Origin of the sequence: Streptomyces sp. WY228 (assembly GCF_019287315.1) — a bacterium.
Classification (GTDB): Bacteria; Actinomycetota; Actinomycetes; order Streptomycetales; family Streptomycetaceae; genus Streptomyces; species Streptomyces caviscabies.
Genome location: NZ_CP079114.1, coordinates 6,625,127 through 6,646,898, shown reverse-complemented (window position 1 = coordinate 6,646,898; position 21,772 = coordinate 6,625,127). Strand labels below are relative to the sequence as shown.

Annotated in this window: 22 protein-coding genes; 6 read left to right on the top strand and 16 right to left on the bottom strand. The window is 72.3% G+C overall.

The window, feature by feature from the left end:
• Positions 1–28 precede the first annotated feature (28 nt).
• The 8 genes from KV381_RS29115 to KV381_RS29080 form a co-directional block, all read right to left on the bottom strand.
• Complete coding sequence (locus tag KV381_RS29115) at positions 29–2,665, bottom strand: polynucleotide kinase-phosphatase (protein WP_230543530.1); 2,637 nt, start codon at positions 2,663–2,665, stop codon at positions 29–31.
• Entirely contained in the window at positions 2,662–4,167 is a 1,506-nt protein-coding gene (locus KV381_RS29110) for a 3' terminal RNA ribose 2'-O-methyltransferase Hen1 (RefSeq protein ID WP_103536811.1), read from the bottom strand. Before KV381_RS29110 ends, KV381_RS29115 begins: the two co-directional genes overlap by 4 nt.
• 95 nt (positions 4,168–4,262) lie before the next feature.
• On the bottom strand, positions 4,263–5,180 hold the full coding sequence (gene mmuM, locus KV381_RS29105) for a homocysteine S-methyltransferase (protein WP_193462879.1): 918 nt from the start codon (positions 5,178–5,180) through the stop codon (positions 4,263–4,265).
• Positions 5,181–5,223: 43 nt separating this feature from the next.
• Positions 5,224–6,147: an LLM class F420-dependent oxidoreductase gene (locus KV381_RS29100; RefSeq protein ID WP_030079886.1), complete on the bottom strand. Its 924-nt coding sequence runs from the start codon at positions 6,145–6,147 to the stop codon at positions 5,224–5,226.
• Positions 6,148–6,231: 84 nt separating this feature from the next.
• Positions 6,232–6,732, bottom strand: coding sequence for a DUF6099 family protein (locus tag KV381_RS29095; protein ID WP_193462878.1), 501 nt, complete (start codon positions 6,730–6,732; stop codon positions 6,232–6,234).
• 124 nt (positions 6,733–6,856) lie between these two features.
• Complete coding sequence (locus tag KV381_RS29090; RefSeq protein ID WP_256995169.1) at positions 6,857–7,216, bottom strand: nucleotide pyrophosphohydrolase; 360 nt, start codon at positions 7,214–7,216, stop codon at positions 6,857–6,859.
• 116 nt (positions 7,217–7,332) lie between these two features.
• The gene (locus tag KV381_RS29085; protein WP_030079892.1) at positions 7,333–7,737 is read right to left on the bottom strand and encodes a cell division protein SepF; all 405 of its coding nucleotides are present in this window, start codon (positions 7,735–7,737) and stop codon (positions 7,333–7,335) included.
• Positions 7,738–7,972: 235 nt separating this feature from the next.
• Positions 7,973–8,770, bottom strand: coding sequence for a DeoR/GlpR family DNA-binding transcription regulator (locus KV381_RS29080; protein ID WP_218786699.1), 798 nt, complete (start codon positions 8,768–8,770; stop codon positions 7,973–7,975).
• A gap of 220 nt (positions 8,771–8,990) precedes the next feature.
• Between KV381_RS29080 and KV381_RS29075 the strand changes: the two genes are divergently transcribed.
• Entirely contained in the window at positions 8,991–9,878 is an 888-nt protein-coding gene (locus tag KV381_RS29075; RefSeq protein ID WP_030631589.1) for an SIS domain-containing protein, read from the top strand.
• A 14-nt stretch (positions 9,879–9,892) separates the two neighbouring features.
• On the top strand, positions 9,893–10,558 hold the full coding sequence (locus tag KV381_RS29070; RefSeq protein ID WP_030079897.1) for a DedA family protein: 666 nt from the start codon (positions 9,893–9,895) through the stop codon (positions 10,556–10,558).
• 153 nt (positions 10,559–10,711) lie between these two features.
• Here KV381_RS29070 and KV381_RS29065 read toward each other — a convergent pair whose 3' ends face one another.
• From KV381_RS29065 to KV381_RS29050, 4 genes are all read right to left on the bottom strand, one after another.
• Positions 10,712–11,305 carry a hypothetical protein gene (locus KV381_RS29065; RefSeq protein WP_030079899.1) on the bottom strand — a complete coding sequence of 198 codons (594 nt, stop codon included), beginning with the start codon at positions 11,303–11,305 and terminating at the stop codon, positions 10,712–10,714.
• A 200-nt stretch (positions 11,306–11,505) separates the two neighbouring features.
• The gene (locus tag KV381_RS29060) at positions 11,506–12,591 is read right to left on the bottom strand and encodes an iron chelate uptake ABC transporter family permease subunit (protein WP_030079901.1); all 1,086 of its coding nucleotides are present in this window, start codon (positions 12,589–12,591) and stop codon (positions 11,506–11,508) included.
• The gene (locus tag KV381_RS29055) at positions 12,588–13,625 is read right to left on the bottom strand and encodes an iron ABC transporter permease (protein ID WP_030631585.1); all 1,038 of its coding nucleotides are present in this window, start codon (positions 13,623–13,625) and stop codon (positions 12,588–12,590) included. Before KV381_RS29055 ends, KV381_RS29060 begins: the two co-directional genes overlap by 4 nt.
• A gap of 50 nt (positions 13,626–13,675) precedes the next feature.
• Positions 13,676–14,701, bottom strand: coding sequence for an iron-siderophore ABC transporter substrate-binding protein (locus KV381_RS29050; protein WP_030631582.1), 1,026 nt, complete (start codon positions 14,699–14,701; stop codon positions 13,676–13,678).
• Between the two features lie 228 nt (positions 14,702–14,929).
• Between KV381_RS29050 and KV381_RS29045 the strand changes: the two genes are divergently transcribed.
• A complete protein-coding gene (locus KV381_RS29045) occupies positions 14,930–15,577 on the top strand; it encodes a nitroreductase family protein (RefSeq protein WP_218786698.1) in 648 nt (215 codons plus the stop codon).
• A 117-nt stretch (positions 15,578–15,694) separates the two neighbouring features.
• On the opposite strand, the gene KV381_RS29040 is transcribed toward KV381_RS29045, so the two are convergent.
• Positions 15,695–16,816 (bottom strand): GDSL-type esterase/lipase family protein, encoded by a 1,122-nt coding sequence (locus KV381_RS29040; protein WP_256995168.1) that lies wholly within the window; start codon positions 16,814–16,816, stop codon positions 15,695–15,697.
• Between the two features lie 183 nt (positions 16,817–16,999).
• Here KV381_RS29040 and KV381_RS29035 point away from each other — a divergent pair, with 183 nt between their 5' ends.
• Complete coding sequence (locus KV381_RS29035) at positions 17,000–17,494, top strand: MarR family winged helix-turn-helix transcriptional regulator (protein WP_218786697.1); 495 nt, start codon at positions 17,000–17,002, stop codon at positions 17,492–17,494.
• 28 nt (positions 17,495–17,522) lie between these two features.
• On the opposite strand, the gene KV381_RS29030 is transcribed toward KV381_RS29035, so the two are convergent.
• Positions 17,523–18,494 carry a hypothetical protein gene (locus KV381_RS29030; protein WP_218786696.1) on the bottom strand — a complete coding sequence of 324 codons (972 nt, stop codon included), beginning with the start codon at positions 18,492–18,494 and terminating at the stop codon, positions 17,523–17,525.
• A 160-nt stretch (positions 18,495–18,654) separates the two neighbouring features.
• Here KV381_RS29030 and KV381_RS29025 point away from each other — a divergent pair, with 160 nt between their 5' ends.
• Positions 18,655–18,879: a hypothetical protein gene (locus tag KV381_RS29025; protein WP_030079912.1), complete on the top strand. Its 225-nt coding sequence runs from the start codon at positions 18,655–18,657 to the stop codon at positions 18,877–18,879.
• A 43-nt stretch (positions 18,880–18,922) separates the two neighbouring features.
• Here KV381_RS29025 and KV381_RS29020 read toward each other — a convergent pair whose 3' ends face one another.
• Entirely contained in the window at positions 18,923–19,774 is an 852-nt protein-coding gene (locus tag KV381_RS29020) for a helix-turn-helix transcriptional regulator (protein WP_218786695.1), read from the bottom strand.
• A gap of 114 nt (positions 19,775–19,888) precedes the next feature.
• On the opposite strand from KV381_RS29020, the gene KV381_RS29015 reads away from it, so the two are divergent.
• Positions 19,889–20,323 carry a hypothetical protein gene (locus KV381_RS29015; protein WP_030079916.1) on the top strand — a complete coding sequence of 145 codons (435 nt, stop codon included), beginning with the start codon at positions 19,889–19,891 and terminating at the stop codon, positions 20,321–20,323.
• An 18-nt stretch (positions 20,324–20,341) separates the two neighbouring features.
• On the opposite strand, the gene KV381_RS29010 is transcribed toward KV381_RS29015, so the two are convergent.
• Positions 20,342–21,685, bottom strand: a complete 1,344-nt coding sequence (locus KV381_RS29010) for a PLP-dependent aminotransferase family protein (protein ID WP_218786694.1) — start codon at positions 21,683–21,685, stop codon at positions 20,342–20,344.
• Between the last annotated feature and the right edge of the window lie 87 nt (positions 21,686–21,772).

Genomic DNA, 21,772 nt, shown 5'->3' with positions numbered 1-21,772 from the left:
TCACCCGGCGAATCGCTCATCGGTTCGTTCAGAGCCGCGGGTCCACCGGCTCCGACTCCAGGGCCAGGACGGCGAACACCGCCTCGTGGACCCGCCACAGCGGCTCGCCCTCCGCCAGCCGGTCCAGCGCCTCCAGGCCCAGTGCGTACTCCCGGAGCGCCAGCGAGCGCTTGTGGCCGAGGAACCGGGAGCGCAGCCGCTCCAGATTCTCGGGACGGGTGTACTCGGGGCCGTAGATGATGCGGAGATACTCCCGGCCGCGCACCTTGATGCCGGGCTGGACGAGTCGGCCCTTGGCGTCCCGGACGAGGGCGCCGAGCGGCTTGACGACCATGCCCTCGCCGCCGCGCCCGGTCATCTCCAGCCACCAGTCGACACCGGAGCGCACGGAGTCCTCGTCGCCGGTGTCGACGACGAGCCGGCGGGTGACCTGGAGCAGCCCGGTCGGGTCGTGCTCCACCAGCCGGTCCAGCCAGGCGAGCTGCTCGTCGTGCGGGACGCCGGCCAGCGAGCGGCCCTGGACGGCGAGGATCTGGAACGGGGCCAGGCGCACCCCGTCCAGCCCTTCGGTGGTCCAGCAGTAGCGTCGGTAGGCCTCGGTGAACGCGGCAGCGTCGTGGGCCCGGTCCTGCTGACGCCCGGTGAGCTCCGCCACCTCGATGCCCCGGGCCACCGCCTGCTCCAGGGCGGCGACGGCCGTCGGGAAGACCGCGCCGGAGGCCGCTCCGACGGCGGCGTACTGCGAGCGCAGCAGCCCGCCGGCCTTGAGCGACCACGGCATCAGTTCGGCGTCCAGGAGCACCCAGTCGGTGTCCCACTCCGCCCAGAGCCCGGCGGCGGTGACGGCGGTACGGAGCCGGTCCAGGACCGCTTCGGTCATGGCCGGGTCGTCCAGGAAGGGGCGACCGGTGCGGGTGTACAGCGCGCCGGTGGGTCCGGTCGTGCCGAAGCGCGCGGTCGCCGCCTCCGCGTCCTTGCAGACCAGGGCGACGGCCCGGGAACCCATGTGCTTCTCCTCGCACACGACCCGCTCCACACCGTCGGCGGCGTACTGCGCGAAGGCCTCGGCCGGGTGCTCCAGGAAGCCGTCCTCGCGGGAGGTGGCGGTGGGAGCCATGGTGGGCGGGAGGTACGGAAGGAGCTGCGGGTCGACGGCGAACCGGCTCATCACTTCCAGCGCGGCGGCGGCGTTCTCCTCGCGCACGGCGACACGCCCCAGGTGCCGGGTCTCCACGACCCGGCGGCCCTGCACGTCGGCGAGGTCCAGCGGCCGGCCCTCCCGCCCCCCGGGCGCCTCGGTGACCAGCGGCTTGGCCGGCTCGTACCAGACCTTCTCGGCGGGTACGTCGACGAGTTCGCGCTCCGGCCAGCGCAGGGCGGTCATCTTCCCGCCGAAGACGGCCCCGGTGTCCAGGCAGATGGTGTTGTTGATCCAGGAGGTGCTGGGCACCGGGGTGTGGCCGTAGACCACGGTGGCGCGGCCCCGGTACTCCTCGGCCCACGGGTAGCGCACGGGCAGGCCGAACTCGTCGGTCTCCCCCGTCGTGTCCCCGTACAGCGCGTGCGAGCGGACCCGGCCGGAGGTACGGCCGTGGTACTTCTCGGGCAGCCCGGCGTGACAGACCACCAGCTTGCCCTCGTCCAGGACGTAGTGGCTGACGAGCCCGTCGATGAACTCCCGCACCTGCCCCCGGAACTCGGGGTGCTCGGCGTCCTCGCGCTCCATCTGCTCGACGGTCTCGGCGAGTCCGTGGGTGAGCTGGACCTTGCGGCCCGCGAGATAGCGGCCGAGCTTGTTCTCGTGGTTGCCGGGAACGCAGAGGGCGTTGCCCGACGCCACCATGGACATGACGCGGCGCAGCACGCCGGGGCTGTCGGGGCCCCGGTCGACGAGGTCGCCGACGAAGACGGCGGTACGCCCTTCGGGGTGGGCGCCGTCCACGTAACCGAGCGTGCCGAGCAGGGTGTCCAGCTCGGAGCGGCAGCCGTGGACGTCCCCGATGATGTCGAACGGGCCGGTGAGGTGGCGCAGGTCGTTGAAGCGGCGCTCCAGGACGACTTCGGCGCTCTCGGCCTCCTCCTCGGTGCGCAGGACGTGCACCTTGCGGAAGCCCTCGCGTTCCAGGCCGCGCAGGGAACGCCGCAGCTCTCGGCGGTGCCGCTGGATGACGTGGCGCGGCATGGAGGCCCGGTCGGGGCGGGCCGCGTTGCGCGCGGCGCAGACCTCCTCGGGGAGGTCGAGGACGATGGCGATGGGCAGGACGTCGTACTTCCGGGCCAGCTGGACGAGCTGCTTGCGACTCTCGGACTGGACGCTGGTCGCGTCGATCACGGTGAGCCGCCCGGCCTCCAGGCGCTTGCCGGCGATGTAGTGCAGCACGTCGAAGGCGTCGCGGCTGGCGCTCTGGTCGTTCTCGTCGTCGGCGACCAGGCCCCGGCAGAAGTCCGAGGAGATGACCTCGGTCGGCTTGAAGTGCTTGCGGGCGAAGGTGGACTTGCCCGATCCGCTGGCACCGATGAGGACGACGAGGGAGAGGTCGGTCACCGGCAGGGTGCGCACGGGGCCCGGGGCGGCGGCGGTGGCCCGGCCGACGGTCTCGGCGGTCTGCGCGGTCGGCGCGGTCTCGGCGGCCTCCGCGCCGGTCGTGCTGTGTTCGTTGTTCATGCGGCTTCCGCCTCCTTCTTCTTCTCGCTCTGCGCTGTCTTGCCGGCCTTGCCGGCCTGCTCGGTGGTGCGGGTGAACACGGCCATCTGGGTCGGCGGCCCCACCTCGGGGTCGTCCGGCCCGACCGGCTCGTACCGGACGGTGTAGCCGTGCCGTTCGGCGACCTGCCCGGCCCAGTCCCGGAATTCGGCCCGGGTCCATTCGAAGCGGTGGTCCCCGTGCCGGGCGTGTCCGGCCGGAAGGGTCTCCCAGCGGACGTTGTACTCGACGTTCGGTGTGGTCACGAGCACGGTCCCCGGTCGTGCCGCGCCGAACACCGCGTACTCCAGGGCGGGCAGCCGGGGCAGGTCCAGATGCTCGACGACCTCGCTGAGCACGGCCGCGTCGTACCCCGCCAGCCGCTTGTCGGTGTAGGTCAGCGAACCCTGCCGCAGGGTGACCCGGTCCGCCTGACGCTCTCCCATCCGGTCCAGCTTCAGCCTGCGCGAGGCGATGGTGAGGGCGCGCATCGAGACGTCCACGCCCACGATCTCGGTGAAACGCACGTCCTTGAGGAGCGCCTGCACCAACTGGCCCTGACCGCAGCCGAGGTCGAGCACCCGGCTCGCCCCTGCGGCGCGCAGCGCGTCGAGGATCGCGGTGCGCCGCTGCGCGGCGAGCGGCACCGGCTTCTCCTCGGTGTCGGTGTGCTCGTCCACCGCGTTGTCGACGCTCTCCACGTCGAGGTCGTCCGACTCGGCGAGCCGGACCAGCTCCAGGGCCTGTTCGGCCTGGCGGGTGAGCCCCCAGCGCCGGGACAGATAGCGCCGGGTGATCAGCGTCCGCTCGGGGTGGTCGGCCAGCCAGCCCTCCCCGGCCCGCAGCAGTTTGTCCACCTCGTCGGGCGCGACCCAGTAGTGCTTGGCGTCGTCGAGCACCGGCAGCAGGACGTAGAGCTGCCGCAGCGCGTCCGCGAGCCGCAACTCGCCCTCCAGGACCAGACGTACATAGCGCGAGTCGCCCCACGCGGGGAACTGCTCGTCCAGTGGTACGGCCGTGACCTCGACCCGCTCCCAGCCGAGCGGCGCGAACAGCTTGTGCACCAGCTCGGCGCCGCCCCGGGCCGGCAGGGCGGGCACCTCGATCCGCAGCGGCAACGGACGTGCGGCCCGCTCCGGCATGGCCCGGCAGACACCGCCGAGCGCGGACTTGAACACGGCCGAGAGCGCGACCGAAAGCAGCGAGGACGCCGCGTAGGGGCGGTCGTTGACATACTGCGCGAGCGCCGCGTCGGGCGCTCCTCCCCGGCCCTTGCCCTTGCCGCGCCGCACCAGCGCCACCGGATCCACCTCCAGCAGGAGTGCGGCCGTGCAGCGCTCGGCGGACGCCTCGGGGTAGAAGACGTGCGCCGTGCCGTGCGAGGTGGAGAACGTCTGCGCCTTGTCGGGATGCTTGTGCAGCAGGAAGCCCAGGTCCGTGGCGGGACGTTCAGGGGTGCCGGTCGTACCGATTGTCAGGAACACCTGTCCGAGTATGATCCTCACCCCCTGCCCCCACCAGGCATTTTCGCCGCGCCCCAGGACACCCCCGCGACGCCCCCGGGGAGCTCTGAACTCCCTTAGCTCTCCAGCCGCCCGGCCAGCTCCGTGATCAGGTCCGGCCCCACCCGGCAGCAGCCCCCGACCAGCCGGGCCCCGGCCGCGGTCCAGGCCCGCACCCGCCCGGGGTCGAAGGTGGAGCGCCCGGTCCACCCGCGCGCTCCGGCGTCCCAGCCCTCCCCGCTGTTCGGATAGACCACGGCGGGCCTGCCCGTGACCGCCACCGCCTGCTCCACGGCCTCCCCCGCTTCCTCCGGCTCGCAGCAGTTGACCCCGACCGCGAGGGCGGACGCCCGCCCCGCCGCCACCGCGAACGCCTCCTCCAACGGCTGGCCGGCCCGGGTCCGGCCGCCCGCCACGCTGTAGGAGAGCCAGTACGGCAGTCCGGTCTCCTCGGCCACCCGGACGAGCGCCTCGGCCTCGTCCAGGTCCGGCACCGTCTCCAGCGCCAGGGCGTCGGGCCCGGCGGCGGCCAGCGCCGCCACCCGGGGGCGGTGGAAGCGCTCCAGCTCCCGGACGCTCAGCCCGTAGCGCCCCCGATACTCGCTGCCGTCCGCGAGCATCGCCCCGTACGGCCCGACGGACGCGGCGACCCAGGTCCGCCGCCCGGGTCCGGCCCGGCGCGCCGCGGCGGCGGCGCCCCGGGCCAGCTCCACGCTGCGGGCGAGCAGGGCGTCGGCCCCGGCCCGGTCGATCCCGTACCGCCCGAACCCTTCGTAGGTGGCCTGATAGCTGGCCGTGATGAGCACCTGCGCCCCGGCCCGGAGGTAGGCGAGGTGAGCGGCCTCGATCTGTTCCGGCGCGTCGGCCAGCAGCCGGGCCGACCAGAGCGCGTCGGACAGATCGCAGCCCTGCGCCTCCAGTTGGTTGGAGAGCCCGCCGTCCAGCAGGACGGGCCCGGCGTCCAGTGCCTCAACGAGCGTGCTGCCCGTACTCACGGCCGCCTCCTCCTTCGTTCGGGTCGGATCAGGTCAGGTCAGGTCAGGTCAGCTGGGACTGGATCTGCGAGGAGATCAGTTCCAGATGGTCCAGGTCGTCGAGGTCGAGGACCTGGAGATAGATCCTCGACGAGCCGATCGCCCCGTAGCGGCCGATCTTGTCGACGACCTCGGCGGGCGACCCCGCAAGCCCGTTCGCCTTGAGCTCCTCCACGTCCCGGCCGATGGCCGCCGCCCGGCGGGCGACCTCGGCGTCGTCCTTGCCGGTGCAGACGATCAGCGCGTTGGAGTACACGAGGTCGTCCGGTGAGCGCCCGTGCGCCTGCGCGGCGGCCCGGACCCGGCCGAACTGCTTCTCGCTGTCCTCCAGCGAGGCGAACGGGATGTTGAACTCGTCGGCGTACTGCGCGGCGAGCCGCGGCGTGCGCGTCGCACCGTGGCCACCGATCAGGACGGGCACCTTGGCCTGGGCGGGCTTGGGCAGCGCGGGCGAGTCGGTGAGCTGGTAGTAGGTCCCGTCATAGCTGAAGGTCTTGCCGACCTCCGTCGCCCACAGGCCGGTGACGATCGCGAGCTGCTCCTCCAGGCGGCCGAACTTCTCCTTCGGGAACGGAATGCCGTAGGCCTTGTGCTCCTCCTCGAACCAGCCTGCCCCCAGGCCCAGTTCGATCCGGCCGCCGGACATCTGGTCGACCTGGGCGACCTGGATGGCCAGCACCCCCGGAAGCCGGAACGTGCCGGCGGTCATCAGCGTGCCGAGCCGGATCCGCCGGGTCTCGCGCGCCAGCCCGGCCAGGGTGATCCAGGCGTCCGTCGGTCCGGGCAGACCGTCGCCGGAGCCCATGCGGAGATAGTGGTCAGAGCGGTAGAAGGCGTCGAAGCCCAGGTCCTCGGCGGCCTTGGCGACGGTGAGCAAGGTGTCGTAGTCGGCCCCCTGCTGGGGCTCGGTGAAAATGCGAAGATCCATGCCTCCATCCTGCCTCTCCGACTCCCGGTCCTCCTGACCGGCCCGGCCGGGCCCCCCGATATCTCCACCTCTCCCCCGGGCTCCTCAGGGCCCCGCCGCCGACGGCGCGGGGCCGCGTATGCCGCCGTAGGGGCCGTCGCGCTCCCTCTCCCGCTCCGCCAGCCGTCTCAGCATCCCGTGCACACGGTCCAGTGATTCGTCGGCCGCGTCCATGGCCTCGATGCACTGCCAGTACAGACCGTCCTCCCCCGTGTCGCAGGCCACCCCGACCAGCGCGATCCCGGCCTCGCCGAGCAACAGCGCGAGCCCGGCCAGGGCCGGCCGCACCTCGGCGATCCCGGACAACTGGGCCGCCCTGGCCCCGCCGGAGAGCACCGACGGATGGTCCAGCGCCGAGCATCCGGCGCCGATCTCCCCCAGCGCCCGCGCCTCGCTCCGTAATTCCACCGGGCCGTCCAGCGCCAGCCGGCTGCCGATGGCCCGGGCGAGCGCCTGTGCCTGCCAGGCCTCCGCCATGACGTCCAGCGCGCCCCGGCTGACCGCCAGAGCCCGCCGACCCGCCTCGATGAGTCGCTCCGCTTCCATGTGTCTCCCCCGTCCGTACGAAAACCCGCTCACCTCATTCATTACCCACAGTGAGGTAGACAGCACCGTAAGGCCAGAGGAAATCGGAAATCTGTGGACAGGAAGTCGAATGTGGATATCTCGATCACTCCGAAGAGTGACGATCGCGGAGTTCCGGAGCGCCCGGCACGGGGAATCGCTTCTCGTTCCGCTCGATCTTGTCCGCCAGCGCCGCCGTCGGATCGATGCCCAACACCTCGCAGAACTGCAGGAGATAGGCGAGCACGTCCGCCACCTCGTCGGCGACCCGGTGGGCCGATTCGGGCTTCTCCATGATCCGCGCCGACTGTTCGGGCGTCAGCCACTGGAAGATCTCCAGCAGTTCCGAGGCTTCGACGCTGAGCGCTGCCGCCAGGTTCTTCGGGGTGTGGTACTGCCCCCAGTCCCGCGCCGCCGCGAACGCGGCCAGCCGCCGCTGGAGTTCTGCCACATCGATGTCCGTCACAGCCCCAGGTCTATCACCGGCCACCGACAGCGCCCCCTCGCCCGCCCGCGGCAGCGGCGGCATGTGCGCGGCCGGGGGCGGCGGTCCGAGCCGGCTGCCGCCCCGACTGCCGCTTCCTACGAGTGGGCGATACCCGCGGGCGTGACCCCCTCGACCTCCATGCCGACCGGCGCGAGCAGGAAGACATTGCGGTCGACGCGGTGCATGCCGCTGCCGAGGCCGAAGACCACACCGCTGCTGAAGTCGAGAATCCGCTTGGCCACGTCCGTTTCCGCCGCCGTCAGGTCGAGCAGCACCGGCACCTGGGCGACCAGGTACTCGGCGACCTCGCGCGCGTCCGCGAAGACCTGCACCCGCAGCACGACGAGGCGGCGCTGTTCGGCGGCGCGCTCGTCCGGGACGGTGCGGTGGTCGATCCGGGACGGCCACTCGTCGCGGCCGCGCAGCGGTACGACCTGGGCGAGCCCCTCCCACTGTTCGTCGGTGGCGTCGTATCTGTCGTACCTGTCGTACCTGCTCACGCGGCCACCCCGTCGTCGAGCCGGTCGGGTCGCCGCCGGCTGCACTCACTGTTCATCGGGCAATCCTCTCGTCCCTCACCCGTTCGGCGTACCAACGACACGGCGAAGTCGGCCTCTGTGTCACTTCCGGTACTCACCCGTATCGCTTCCGGTTCCCACCCGTGTCGCATCCGGTTCCCGCAGGCGGCCCCGACCATCCGGCACCTGGCGCTTCCCGTACCCGACGGACGCCGGTTCAGACCGCGATGACCTGAACCCCGGCCTCGCCGAACCGGTCCCTGGCCTCCGCCGCGATGTTGGAGTCGGTGACCAGGACGTCGACCAGTCCGAGGTCGCAGACTCGGGCGAAGGCCCGCTTCCCGATCTTCGACGAGTCGGCCGCCACCACCACCCGCTGGGCCTGTTCCGCGAGCAGCCGGTTGACGCTGGCCTCGCCCTCGTGGTGGACGTACGCGCCGCGTTCGATGTCGATGGCGTTCACCCCGAGGACGGCGACGTCCAGGGTGATCTCGTTCATCACGCCGACGGCGAGCGGGCCCGTCAGTTCGTACGACTGGGGCCTCGCGACCCCGCCCGTCACGACCATCTTGATCTGCGGCCGGATCGCCAGCTCGCTCGCGATGTTGAGGGCGTTGGTCACCACGGTCAGCGTCGGATGTCCGCCCGCCGCCGTCGGCTCGCCCACGATGTCCTGGCGCACCGCCAGCGCCCTGGCCACCTCGGTCACGGTCGTCCCGCCGGTCAGGCCGACCACCTCGCCGACGGCGACGAGGCCGGAGACCGCGCGGCCGATGGCCTGCTTCTCCGGGGCGTGACGGCCCGTCTTGTAACGGAGCGCCAGTTCGTAGGAGACCCCGTGCGCGACCGCGCCGCCCCTGGTCCGGGTGAGCAGATGCTGTTCGGCCAGCTGATCCAGATCGCGGCGGATGGTGGCGGCCGAGACGTCGAGCGCCGTCGCCGCTTCCTCGACGTCCACCCTGCCGTGCTTGCCGACCAGTTCCAGCAGCGCGTCCCACCGGGCGTCCCTGGACAAGAGCGTCTCCTCACCGTCCGGCGCGGGCACCGCGTTTCGCGGGAACGCGGTCGCCGGTGGCCGGACCGCCGCAAGCGTCGCACAGGGCCTCTCGCGGGCCCCTCACCCACCTGCACCTTGCTTGTTTTTGCTCGATAACTGCATGTAACGTGCAGAATTCTACATGCGGGCTTCATCGGCCCCTTTCCCGTGGTCCACCTCGTTCCCGTGGAGTGCAGACGTGTCGTATGCCGAGACCGAGACAGCCAGTCAGCCCGCATGCTGGCGGCGCGCCGCCGCCCTGGCGGACGGCCCCGAGGCCGCAGCCCTGCCCGTCGCGGGCGAGCGGATCGCGGTCGTCGGCTGCGGTACCTCCTTCTACATGGCGCAGGCCTACGCCGGGCTCCGCGAGGGCTCGGGCCAGGGCGAGTCGGACGCCTTCGCCGCCTCCGAGTTCCCCTTCGGACGCGGCTACGACCGGGTCGTCGCACTGACCCGCTCGGGGACCACGACCGAGGTGCTGGCGCTGCTCGACCGGCTGCACGGCACCTGCCGCACGGTGGCCGTCACGGCGGACCCGGAGACTCCGGTCAGGGCGGCGGCCGACGATCTCGTCGTCCTGGACTTCGCCGACGAACGGTCCGTCGTGCAGACGCGTTTCGCCACGACCGCCCTCACCCTGCTGCGGGCCCACCTCGGCCTGCACTCCGATTCCGTGGTCGCCGACGCGGAGACCGCGCTCGCCGAGCCGCTGCCCGAAGAGCTGCTGCGGAGCACCCAGTTCTCCTTCCTCGGCCGGGGGTGGACGGTCGGTCTGGCCCATGAGGCGGCGTTGAAGATGAAGGAGGCGTCGCTCTCCTGGACCGAGTCCTACCCCGCGATGGAGTACCGCCACGGGCCCATCAGCATCTCCACCGCCGGCACCGCGACCTGGATGTTCGGCGAGGCCCCCGAAGGGCTGGCGGATCAGGTGCGCGCGACGGGCGCCCGGTGGGTGGACGACGCCCTCGACCCGCTCGCCGACCTCGTACGCGTACAGCGTCTCGCCCTCGCCCGCGCGGCCGCACAGGGGCTCGACCCGGACCTGCCGCGCCACCTGAGCCGTTCGGTGGTGCTCGACTGGGCCTGAGGGACCATGGACACATGCACCTGACCCTGTCAGCGGCCCGGGAGCTGTCGGCCGGCCCGGAGCCTCAGGGGGGTATCGCCGGCTGGGCCGCCGGTCTCGTCGAGACGTTCGGCGGGCCCGGCGCGGGTGCGGCCATCGCGCTGGAGAACGTGTTTCCACCGCTGCCCAGCGAGATCATCCTGCCGCTGACCGGGTTCGCCGCCTCGCAGGGCGTGCTCAGCATCGCCTCGGCCCTGTTCTGGACGACGCTCGGCTCGGTCGTCGGGGCGGTGGTCCTGTACGGGATCGGGGCCGTGTTCGGCCGGCAGCGGATGCACGCCTGGTGGGCGAAGCTGCCGCTGGTCACGTCGTCCGACCTGCTGCGGACGGAGGCGTGGTTCGCCCGGCACGGCACCAAGGCCGTCCTGCTGGGCCGGATGGTGCCGGTGTTCCGGAGTCTGATCTCGGTGCCCGCGGGCGTGGAGCGCATGTCGCTGCCGGTGTTCGTGGCGCTGACGGCGACGGGGAGCCTGGTGTGGAACACCGTGCTGGTGATGGCCGGATACTGGCTCGGCGACCAGTGGGACGTGGTCGGGGCGTACGTCGGCGTCGTGTCCAAGGCCGTGCTGGCGCTGGCCGTCGTCGCCCTGGCCGGTTACGTCGTGCTGCGCGTCCGGGGCCGCAAGCGTGGACGCCCCTGACGGCAGGGCTCGGCACGGAAGGGCTCGGCTCGGGGCGGCACGGAGGCGCTGCCCGAACTGCCCTGGTTCACCCTGGCCGTCCTGGCCGTCCGGTCGACGAGACGCCCCCGAGGGGGCGTCTCACGCACGACCGCTCCGGACCCGACGTAGGCCTCACTCCTCGAAATAGGCGTCCAGGACCTTGTCCAGCTCGGCCGGCCAGCCCTTGAGCTCACCGCGGCTCGCCGCCTCGACCTCGGCGTTGAACCAGCGGCGGGTCGAGAGGTGGACGGTGACCGTGAACCTGCGGCCGAAACGGGCCGGGGTGGTCTCCACGGCCCCGATCTCGTCCCAGCCGAACTCGGCCTCCTGGTCGTCCAGCCGGAACCGGACGCCTTCCCGGGCCACCCGGATCGAACCGCGCCGGTCGCTGACCTCGAATACGGGGCCCTCCTCGGCCTCGTCGCCCTCGGCCCCGTCCTCCGCTTCGGCGGCGTCCGCGGCCGCTTCCGCCTCCGTGTCCGCATCGGCCTCGGCCTCCGCGGCCGCCGCCCCGGACGCGTCGTCGCGGTCCGACTCCGACTCCGACGCCGATTCCGACACCGCGTCCGATCCCGACTCCGGAGCGGCGTCCTCCGGACCGTCCTCCGATTCCGCTTCGGGCTTCCGGGTCGCGACGGGCGCCGCCAGTCCGGGCAGGGGGATGAACGCCGGGTCGGTGCCTGCGGCGAACTCGGGCTTCTTGTTCGAATCTATGCTCTGCTCCACGGCGGGCAGTATGGTCGACGAACCTGTACGTGACCAGTCGTCACCGCCGCGGCGCGGCTCCCGGCCCCCGCCTCCCGGGTGAACTCCCTTCCACGGAACGCCCGAAGCCCTGTCGCCGGCCGTCCACCGTGACCTGCGCCGATCGGGTCGTGGTCCTCGACGAGGGACGAGAGTGCCGCTGCGTTCGGCATGCCGGGCCCTCAGAGCACGCCCTTGCGCCACTCCCGTACCAGCAGGTAGCCGAGGTAGGCGCCGCCGATGGCCATGGTGTAGATCCCGACCGGCAGATCGTCGAAGAGGGCCAGCTGCTGTGAGCAAAGGTCCGCGAGCACCAGCAGCAGACCGCCGGTGAGGGCGGAGAGCAGCAGATGCGGACCGGAGGAGGAGCGGGTGAGGCGTTTGGCGATCTGCGGCGCGGTCAGGGCGATGAAGGCGATGGGTCCCGAGACGCTGACCGCGGCGGCCGAGAGGGCGATGGCCAGGAGCACGGCGAGGGTCTTGGCCTTCTTCGGTTCGGAGCCGAGCCCCTCGGCGATGTCGTCGCCCATCTCGCCGATGTCGAGCCGCCGGGAGATCAGGGCGGCCGGCAGGGTGGCGGCGAGCAGGACCAGCCAGACGGTGGTGGCGTCGGTCCAGGAGCGGGCCGTCAGGCTGCCGTTGACGTAGGCGGTGAGGACGGAGGCCTTGTCGCGTTCGAGGGCGTAGACGACGTACTGGGTGACGGCCGCGCCCATCGCGGCGACCCCGATCCCGGCGATGACGAGCCGGGCGGGGTTACGGAAACCGGTGCCGGTGGAGACGTACACGAGGGCCATCGCGAGGATCGCGCCGATGAGCGCGCCGACGGGGACCGGGACGGTGCCGGGGAACATCAGCGCGCAGAACGCCGCGCCCGCGCCCGCTCCGGCGGAGAGCCCGATGACGTCGGGGCTGCCGAGCGGGTTGCGGGTGACGGACTGGAACAGCGCGCCGGACAGGCCGAGCGCCGCGCCGACCCCGATGGCGACGGTGAGGCGGGGGCCGCGCAGCCGGTTGAAGACGAACCGGTCCTTGCCCTCGGCGTCGCCGAGCAGTGCGGCGGGCAGGTCGGCGAGGTCGATGCCGAGGCGTCCCCAGGTCAGCGTCGTGACGGCGGCCGCGAGGAGGAGGACGAGGAGCCCGGCGCCGGCGACCACGGAGGCCCGGCGCATCGGTATCGCCACGGTGCGGCCGATGACCAGATAGCCGCGGGGGGCCGTGCGGACACGGGTGGCCCGGTCGGTGACGGTGCGGTCGGTGACGGTCATGAGGTGCCCCTCATCCTGCGTACGGCGATGAGCAGCGCGGGTGCGCCGATGAAGGCGGTGACGACGCCGACCATGAGTTCGGTGGGGCGCATGACGACCCGGCCCACCACGTCCGCGAAGAGCAGGAGGGTGGGGCCCAGCAGGGCGGAGAAGAGGATCTGGACGCGGAAGTCGACGCCGGCCAGGGCCCGTACGACGTGCGGGACGGCGAGGCCGACGAAGGCGATCGGGCCGACGGCCGCCGTCGCGGCGGCGCTGAGCAGGGTGGCGGCGAGCAGTCCGCCGCCCCGGGTGCGCCCGGGGTGCGAGCCGAGGGCGACGGCGGTCGCGTCGCCCAGGGCCAGGGCGTTGAGGCCGGGGCCGAGGGCGAGGGCGAGCAGGAAGCCGACGGCGGCGAAGGGCAGGACGGACCAGAACACGTCGAAGTCCCGGCCGCCGAGGGCCCCGACGACCCAGTAGCGGTAGCTGTCGAAGACCTGCGGCTTGCTGAGCGTCACCGCCTGGATGAACGCCATGAGCACGGCGGTGAGCACGGCCCCGGCGAGCACCAGGCGCACCACGCTCGTCCCCGTACCGGCGGAGCCGATGACATGGACGAGGACTCCGGCGGCCAGCGCTCCGGGCAGCGCCCACCACATGGTGTCGGTGGCGCCGGAGGCCCCGAGCCAGGCGGTCGCGGCGACGATGCTCGCGGAGGCTCCGGCGTTGATGCCGAGGAGGCCCGGTTCCGCCAGCGGGTTGCGCGAGACGCCCTGCATGAGGGTGCCCGCGACCGCGAGGCAGAGTCCGGCGAGAACACCGAGGACGGTGCGGGGGTAGCGGCTCTCGATGATGACGGTGATGTTCGGGTCGGCGCTGCCGCGCAGGACGTCGAGCACATCGCCGAACGAGGTGGAGCGGCTGCCGAACATGACGCTCGCGCAGAGCGCGATGGCCAGCGCGACCAGCCCGAGGAGCAGGAGGAACGCCGTCCGAGCGGCGCCGGTACGGGAGGTACCGGCGCCGCTCGGCGGTGCGACCGTGGTGGTTGCCATGGGAGTGGAGTGTGCCTGGTGGCCCTGGTCTTCCGGATACCCGGCCGGGGTTACTTGCCGGCGGTCTTGACGGCCTGGTCGATGATCGGCAGGTAGCGCTCGATCGTCCAGGGCACGGTCAGCGGGTTGATGATCGAGGAGGCGGTGACGAAGGAGTTGTCGTCGCTCGCGACGACGGCGCCCTTCTTGATCGCGGGGATCGCGCCGTACAGCTTCTGGCCCTCGATCTCCTTGCGGTTCTTCTCGTCCGTGTAGAACGTGAAGATCAGGTCGCTGTCCTTGAGCTTCTCGGCGTTCTCCAGGCCGATGAGGGCCGAGTCGGTGCCGGGGGTCTCCTTGAAGCCGTTGACGACCGGGTCGACCTTCAGGCCGAGCGAGGAGACCATCTTGACGCGCTGCTCCTCGGGCTTGAAGACGCCGAGGGTGCCGGGGCCGGAGTTGTAGATGTAGGAGAAGGTGACGTCCTTGTAGTTCGGCCGGGTGGCCGCGGCGTCGGCGAGCTGCTTCTCGATCTTCTTCTTGAGGGCGTCGGTGTCCTTCGTCCGGCCGAGCGCCTTGCCGATGATGTCCATCTGCTGGTCCCAGTCGGTGCTCCACGCCTGGTCCGGGTAGGCGACCGTGGGGGCGATGTCCTTGAGGACGTCGTACTGCTTCTGCGTGATGCCCGACCAGGGGGCCAGGATGACGTCCGGCTCCAGCTCGGTGATCGCCTCGAAGTCGATCTCCTCGCCGCCCGTGAACTGCTTGGGGAGCTTGTCGCCGGACTTCTTCACGGCCTCGTTGATCCACGGCAGGTAGCCGGACTTGTCGCTGCCCCACGGGTAGCTCTCGATGCCGACCGGGGTCTGGCCGAGGGCTATCGCGGTCTCGGCGGAGCCCTGCCCGAGGGTGACGATGCGCTCGGGCTTGCCCTTGATCGTCGCGGTGCCGAGCGAGCTCTTGATCGTGACGGCCGCCTCGTCCTCCTTCTTGTCGCCGCCGTCCTCCGAGGAGCAGCCGACCAGGGCGACGGCGAGGGCGACGGTGGTGGCCGTGGCGGCGAGGGTGTGGCGACGCACGCGGGTGAAGCCGAGCATGGAGGGTCCTCAGGGTTTGGCCGAGCAATGAAGGTTAGGCAAGCCTAAGCCAGCCGGACCGGAGCTCCAACCGGACCCCCCTCACCCTCTCCCAAAAACCGGGAAGCGACACAATCGCGCAACATTTAATCTTCTGACAGATGATTGACCAGCAAATCAATAATCCGTACCGTCGGGTCCCGTGCCACGAACCCTTCGACGCGAACGCCCTTGAACGGACGGAGCACCATGCCCCCGCTCGACCTCACCGCCGATGAAGTGCTGTCCACCACCCGGGCGGTGCGCAAACGCCTCGATCTGGCCCGGCCGGTGGAACGCGAGCTGATCGAGGAGTGCCTCCGGCTCGCCGCCCAGGCCCCCACCGGCCGCAACCGGCAGCGCTGGGACTTCGTCCTGGTCACCGACCCCGGGAAGCGGGCCGCACTGGCGGACCTGTACCGGCTGGGGCTCGCCCGGCCCCGCCAGCAGGTCGTCAGGGACGGGGTGAACCGGGGCGATCCGGTGCGCGGGCAGCGGATCGCGGACAGCGCCCAGTACCTCTACGACCATCTGCACGAGGTGCCGGTGCTGCTCGTCCCGTGCATCCGGGTCCAGGGCCGGCACGAGAACGGTTCGCACGTCGGGCAGGCCAACACCTGGGGGTCGATCCTCCCGGCCGTCTGGCAGTTCATGCTGGCCGCCCGCTCCCGGGGGCTCGGCACCGCCTGGACCACCCCGCACCTGCACTACGAGAAGGAGGCCGCCGAGCTGCTCGGTATCCCGTACGAGACGGTGCTCCAGGCCGCGCTGATCCCGCTCGCGCACACCATCGGCACGGATTTCCGGCCGGGGACGCGGGTGGCGGCGGAGCAGATCGCGCACTGGGACGCCTGGTAGACGGCGGGAGGGCGGCGGGGGCAGTGGGGTTTACGGGCTCCGGGCCGGTGGGGCTTACGGGCTCGGGCGGTTCGGCCGGCCCGGCCCGCTCAGGCGCGATCGGCAGGCCCGCCCCGCTCAGCCCGTACGGCCGGACTCGGCCGCGGGGGCGTTCCCGCCGGTCCCGGGGGCGGGCTCCGGGGCCGGCGGGATGTTCGCGAGTTCCGCGCCGATCCGGTCCGCGAGCACGTACTCCCCCGCGGCCGTGGGGTGGAGGCCGTCCGCGTACAGCCTTCCGGCGTCCGCCACGGGCGCGATGGCCGACCCGTCCAGCAGATGGAGAGCGCGGTCGCCCAGCCGTTGCAGCACCCGCACCGCCTCGGCGGCCAGGGACCGGGTGTCCTCCAGCGTCAGCCCGGCGCTGTTGACGGCCCGTTCGCGCTCGGGCGAGGAGAGCGGGGTGAGCACCACGACCGGGGTGTGCGGGTGGCCGTCGCGGATGGTCTCCAGGAACCCGCAGACGGCCGGGCCCCAGCTCCGGGCGGTGAACGCGCCCCGGATATGGGCGTTGATGCCGAGTTCCAGGGTGATCAGGTCCGCCGGGGTGTCCCGGATGATCCGGGCCACCAGCGGATCGAGGTACGCCTCCCCCGCGAACCCGAGGTTGCGCAGCCGCCAGCCGCGCCCGGCCGCGACCAGGGCGGGCCAGCTCTCCGAGGGCCCGGCGGCGTACATGCAGTGGGTGAGTGAGCTTCCGTGGACCAGCAGGCGGCGGCCGGTGCGCTCCACCGCGAGCAGCTGCCGGTGGCCGCGCAGGGTCACCGCCGCGATCCGGGTGACGCTCAGATGCGGGAGCCAGACCTCCACTTCGGCGGGGCCGCCGCCCGCGCCGGGCAGCGGGAAGGCGATGCGGTGGCGTCCGGGGCCGCCCGTCCAGCGGTGGGCCAGGGCGCCGTCGACCCGGACGTCCAGCGGGGAGCCGCCGGGGTCGTTCTCCACCTCCAGCTCCAGCTCGGAGGCGTCCGCGCGGACCGCGAAGCGGACTCCGGCGGTGGTACGGGCCAGTCGGGAGAAGTTGGCGGACATCGCGGTGGCGAGCCGGTCCACCGGCATCCGCAGCGGCAGCTCGGCGTGGTGGTCGCCGCCGCCCCGTTCCCAGCCGGCGATCCCGTCGAAGGACAACCGCGGGTCGCCGGGGGCGAGCCGTTCCGCCATGGCGCTCTCCGGACCGACCACCGCGGGTAAGGGGGAATCCGACATCGTTTACCGCGCTCCTTTTCATCTATCTCCAAACAATCTTGCGGGAAAGCGTAGTCGTGACTCATGGAGGTGCGTAGTGCGTGTGGAAGCGGCACTAGGCTGGGGGAGAGCGAAAACGTTCTGGGACCGGACAATCTCGACTCACCGGATGGCCCGCCGTCCTGGACCGCAGGAGGAGCAGTCATGACCGCCGCACAGCCTTCCCGCCCCACCTCGCCGAGCCGGGATCCGGAGGGCGGCGAACGCGAGCGGTATTTCTCCCGGCTGGCGCGGGAGCGCCCCGACATCGCACTGTGCCGGGCGACGACGCTGGTGGCCCGCGCGGTCGACGAGGAGTTGTCCGGGCACCGCCTGACGGTGGCCCAGCATCTGGTGCTGAAGATGCTGAACGACGTGGGCCCCTGTTCCCAGCAGGAGTTGAGCGAGCAGTTGCGCATCGACCGCAGCGTGATGGTCGGCTGCATCGACGGGCTGGAGGACTCCGGCCTCGTACGGCGTGAGCGTCACCCCCGGGACCGCCGGGCCTATGCGGTGACCCTCACCCCGGAGGCGGGGCCGGCGCTGGCGGAGGCGGAGGGCGGGGTGCCGCGGCTGCTGGACCGGGCCTTCGGATCGCTGACGGCCGCCGAGCGGCGGACCCTGACCCGGCTGGTGGGCAAGATCCTCGACGTGAACTGAAGCCCGGCCGGAGGGCGCGACGGTCCGCTCAGTGCCCGTGACCGGCGGATTCGCCGTGCTCCGGGGCGGACTTCTCGGGCGCCGCGCCTCCCGCGTGCACGGTGAAGGCGGCCGTACGGACCTTCCCCTCGTGCCGGAAGTCGAGGAAGAGGCGGTAGGCCCCCTTGCTCGGAGCCGTCGCGGTGAAGGAGACCTCCGGCCCGGGCTTCGTCCGGCCGTCGCCCGGTTCGCCGTTCGGGTGGACGTGGAGGTACGCCAGGTCCCCGGCGCGCAGGGCGACGAGGTGGCCGTACGCGCCGAGGTAGGGCTGGAGGTCGGTGACCGGCCTGCCGTCCTTCTCGACCGCCAGCTTCAGCTCGCTGCCCGACCCGGGACGCAGCGCCCCGTCGAGCGTCACCTCGTACCCGTCGACGGTCACGGTCCGCTGCTCGCGCGGCAGCGGCTCGGGGCGTGCGTCGCCCGATACGGCGAGGTCCGCGCCCAGGGTGATGCCCTCGGCGTTCTTCACGTCCGGGGTGAAGTCGGCGAAGACCCGGTAGCCACCGGCCTCGGGCAGCTCGACGGGGGCGGACCAGGTGCCGTCGGCGGCCCGTACGGGATGCAGGTGCCGGTAGGTGGTGAGGTCGTTCGACGCCACGATCAGATGCAGCTCCTTGCCGTGCTCGCGGCTGAACGCGGTCACGTTGCGCGAGGTGCCCTCGTCCACGACAGCGAAGCGCAGCTCGGCCGGCTCGCCCGCCTCGACGCGCTCGGTGCCGAGGTCGAGGGTGAAGCCTCCGTCGGAGACCTGGAGACCGCCGGGCAGCTCCGAGCCCTTCCCCGCGCCCTCCTCCGCCGCGCTCTCCTCGGCCGCCGGGTGGTCCTTCGCTCCGTGGCCGTCGTTCCGGGCCGTCTCCTTCGGGGCGACGGCGGGATCGAGGGCGTCGCCCACCGCGTACGCCGAGCCGAAGGCCGCCGCGAGCCCCACGGCGAAGGCCGAGATCTTGAGACCGGTTTGCATGACCCACTCCCTCGTCAAGGCCGCCGGGTCGCGACCACACACCTCGAAGGATACCCCCCAGGGGTATGAAGTCAACCGACACCGATCTTGCGGGGAGCGGGTCGGAGCCAGGAGAATCGCCACCATCGGGCAGGCCGGAGCAGGGGGAGAGCGGGACTTCATGGGGACGTTGGTCGCGTTACTGGCGGTGCTGGGCGGAGTAGCCGCGTGCTGTGCGGTGATTCTGGTGCGGCGCGGCCGCCGCGGGCCCACCGAGAACGCGGACGGGTTGCTGATCGAGCAGGAGGCCCGGCTGCGGGCGCAGCAGATGCGGAGCAACGGGCGGGACTACCGGGCCCACCCGCACGGAAATCCGGGATCCACCTCAGGACCGGGCCGCCGCTGACCTTCGTCGGCTCAGGACCGCGACCGGCCGGGGGCGCGCGTCGTCACCGGCCCTCGCCGCTCGACTCGCTCAACTCACCCACGTCGCCCGGCTCGTTCATCGCCGCCAAGGTGCGCAGCAGGGTGTCCGTCTGCTCGTCCATCGGGAAGAACGACTCCACCGCGAGCTCCGAGAGGGTCACGTCGGCGGGGGCTCCGAAGGTGGCGATCGTGCTGAAGAACGCCATGTCGCCGAGCGGCGTACGGATGCGCAGCGGGACGACGAAGCCCGTCGGGTCCACCGGGCCGGGGTCGACGGCGAGGTCCGGCGGGGCCGGGTAGGCGGACACCTCCTCGTACAGCTCCCGCAGATCGCCGTGGCCGGTGGTGTCGACCTGGTGCCGCAGCCGGCCGAGGGCGTGGGCGCGCACCTGGGCGAAGTTCAGACACTGCGAGGCGAGCCCCTCCGGGTGGAGGATCAGCCGCATCACATTGGCGCCCGACTCCGTCAGGTGCGGCGGCACGGTGGCGAGCAGGAGGGACATCGCGTCGTTGTGGTCGACGATGTCCCAGATCCGGTCGATCGCGGCGGCCGGATACGGTTCATGGCCGGCCAGCATCGCCCTGACGGCGGAGCGGACCATGGTCATCCGCTCGCTGTCGAGCGGCGACTCCCGGTAGGCGGGGGCGTAACCGGCCGCCAGCAGCAGGCCGTTGCGGTCGCGCAGCGGGACGTCGAGGTGTTCGGCGAGCCGGAGGACCATCTCCCGGCTCGGCCGGGCGCGGCCCGTCTCCACGCAGGAGAGGTGCCGGGTGGAGGTATCCGCCATCAGGGCCAGGTCGAGCTGGCTGAGCTTGCGGCGGCGGCGCCACGCGCGGAGCAACAGGCCTACGCGGGGCGGCTCTTCGGTCTCCATGACCTCACCGTATCCGGGGCCCGCGGCCACCCGTCCATGACCTCGGAGGTCATGGAGTCCGGGACCTGCGGCGTGGCACGGTGTCATCGCCCCACCCACCCGAGGAGGTCCGAGATGACGTACACCCTTTCCCCGTCCGCGGCGACGGTTCCCGCACGGGACACCGCCCGGTTTCTCCGTCTGGTGCTGCGCGTCGACGGCGTGAGCACCGCCGTGATGGGCGTCGTCCTGATCGCGGCCGCCGCACCGCTCGGCTCCGCGACCGGGATGCCGGTGGCCTTCGCCGTGGCGTTCGGCGTCTTCCAGATCGGCGGGGCGGCCTGCCTCGCCCTGATCGCGGGCTATCCGGTGATCCCGCCCGCCCTGGCCAGGACGGTCGTCGCGGTGAACGCCCTGTGCGCGGTCGGGTGTGTGGTGATGGCCTTCGCGGACTTCATGCCGCTCAACGGGTTCGGGACGGTGTTCCTGATGATCGGCGCGCTGATCGTGACGGTCTACACCGCGCTCCAGTACACGGGACTGCGACGGATGACCGGCGCGGCGGTCTGACCCGGCCGCGCGGGGGCCTCAGTCCCCCGCCAGGTCGTCCGGCGTCGAGCGGGCCAGGTCGGCGAGGGTAGCGAGGGCCCGGGAGAGCACCTCCCGGGTGGGAGAGGCCAGGCCGAGGCGGATCGCGTGCGGGCCACGGGGGCGGCCGGCGGCGAACGCGGCGGCCGGGGTCACCGCGATGCCGTGCCGCGCGGCGGCGGCGACGAAGGTGTCGGCGCGCCAGGGGCCGGGCAGCTCCCACCAGCGGTAGCAGGAGACCGGGTCGCTCCGGGTGCGGAAGTCGCCGAGGTGGCGGTCAGCGATCTCCTGCCGCGCCCGGACTTCGCGCTGTTTGGCCCGTACGAGCGCGTCGACGGTGCCGTCCGCCTGCCACCGCACCATCGCCTCCAGGGGGAAGCGCATGGGCGTCCACCCTCCGGAGCGCAGGGCCCCCGCGACCCGGCCCGCCGACGCGGCGGGGGCCACGGCGAAGCCGAGGGACAGCCCCGGCGACAGGCGTTTGGAGAGGCTGTCGACGAGGACCGTGTGCTCGGGGGCCCGCGATGCGAGGGGCGGCAGGTCGTCCCGGAGGAAGGCCCAGACGGCGTCCTCGATCGCGTGGATCCCCGCGGTCAGCAGGACATCGGCCAGTCGGTCGAGCCGCCGCCCGGGCATGGTGACCGACAGCGGGTTGTGCAGGACCGGCTGTACGTAGACGGCGTGCAGCGGATCCGCGCGGTGCGCGTCCTCCACCGCTTCCGGGATCAGCCCGTCCTCGTCCATCGCGAGGGGCACGAGGGTGACGCCGAGCCGGGCGGCGATGGCCTTCAGCACCGGGTAGGTGAACTCCTCGACACCCAGCCGGGCGCCGGGCCGGGTCAGTGCGGCGACGGCGGCGGAGATGGCCTGGCGGCCGTTGCCGGCGAACAGGATGCGTTCCGGATCGGGCCGCCCGCCACCCCGCGCGAGAACGTCGGCGGCGGCTTCGCGGGCGGCGGCCGTGCCGTCCGGCCCGACCGGGCGGAGCACCGACTCCAGGTGGTCGGAGCGCACCAGCTTCTCCAGGCCGGCGGCGAGCAGCCCGGCCTGTTCGGGCACGACGGGGTGGTTGAGCTCCAGGTCGACCCGGCTGGCGGCGGGCTCGGACAGGGCGGGTGCGGGAGCGGGCGCACCGGGCGCGTCCGTGACGAAGGTGCCGCGCCCGACCTGGCCGACGGTGAGACCACGCCGGGCGAGCTCCTGGTAGACGCGGACGGCGGTGGAGTTGGCGATGGCGTACCGCCGGGCGAACTCCCGCTGTGGAGGCAGGCGTTCCCCGGCCCTGAGCCGGCCTGCCGCGATCTCCGCCGCCACGAGGTCGGCGACGGACCGGAAGTCCTTCACGGGCCCCCTCCCCTGGTGCGTGGAACGGTATCGAAGCACAGCATTGCACCGAGTGCAATGTCCCCTATTGAACCGACCAGAAAGGCG

Bases quoted from the DNA above. Each gene is read 5' to 3' on its own strand.
- KV381_RS29115 (WP_230543530.1), bottom strand. From the start codon at position 2,665: ATGAACAACGAACACAGCACGACCGGCGCGGAGGCCGCCGAGACCGCG.
- KV381_RS29100 (WP_030079886.1), bottom strand. From the start codon at position 6,147: ATGGATCTTCGCATTTTCACCGAGCCCCAGCAGGGGGCCGACTACGAC.
- KV381_RS29095 (WP_193462878.1), bottom strand. From the start codon at position 6,732: ATGGAAGCGGAGCGACTCATCGAGGCGGGTCGGCGGGCTCTGGCGGTC.
- KV381_RS29070 (WP_030079897.1), top strand. From the start codon at position 9,893: ATGCACCTGACCCTGTCAGCGGCCCGGGAGCTGTCGGCCGGCCCGGAG.
- KV381_RS29060 (WP_030079901.1), bottom strand. From the start codon at position 12,591: ATGACCGTCACCGACCGCACCGTCACCGACCGGGCCACCCGTGTCCGC.
- KV381_RS29055 (WP_030631585.1), bottom strand. From the start codon at position 13,625: ATGGCAACCACCACGGTCGCACCGCCGAGCGGCGCCGGTACCTCCCGT.
- KV381_RS29050 (WP_030631582.1), bottom strand. From the start codon at position 14,701: ATGCTCGGCTTCACCCGCGTGCGTCGCCACACCCTCGCCGCCACGGCC.
- KV381_RS29045 (WP_218786698.1), top strand. From the start codon at position 14,930: ATGCCCCCGCTCGACCTCACCGCCGATGAAGTGCTGTCCACCACCCGG.
- KV381_RS29040 (WP_256995168.1), bottom strand. From the start codon at position 16,816: ATGTCGGATTCCCCCTTACCCGCGGTGGTCGGTCCGGAGAGCGCCATG.
- KV381_RS29035 (WP_218786697.1), top strand. From the start codon at position 17,000: ATGACCGCCGCACAGCCTTCCCGCCCCACCTCGCCGAGCCGGGATCCG.
- KV381_RS29030 (WP_218786696.1), bottom strand. From the start codon at position 18,494: ATGCAAACCGGTCTCAAGATCTCGGCCTTCGCCGTGGGGCTCGCGGCG.
- KV381_RS29025 (WP_030079912.1), top strand. From the start codon at position 18,655: ATGGGGACGTTGGTCGCGTTACTGGCGGTGCTGGGCGGAGTAGCCGCG.
- KV381_RS29020 (WP_218786695.1), bottom strand. From the start codon at position 19,774: ATGGAGACCGAAGAGCCGCCCCGCGTAGGCCTGTTGCTCCGCGCGTGG.
- KV381_RS29015 (WP_030079916.1), top strand. From the start codon at position 19,889: ATGACGTACACCCTTTCCCCGTCCGCGGCGACGGTTCCCGCACGGGAC.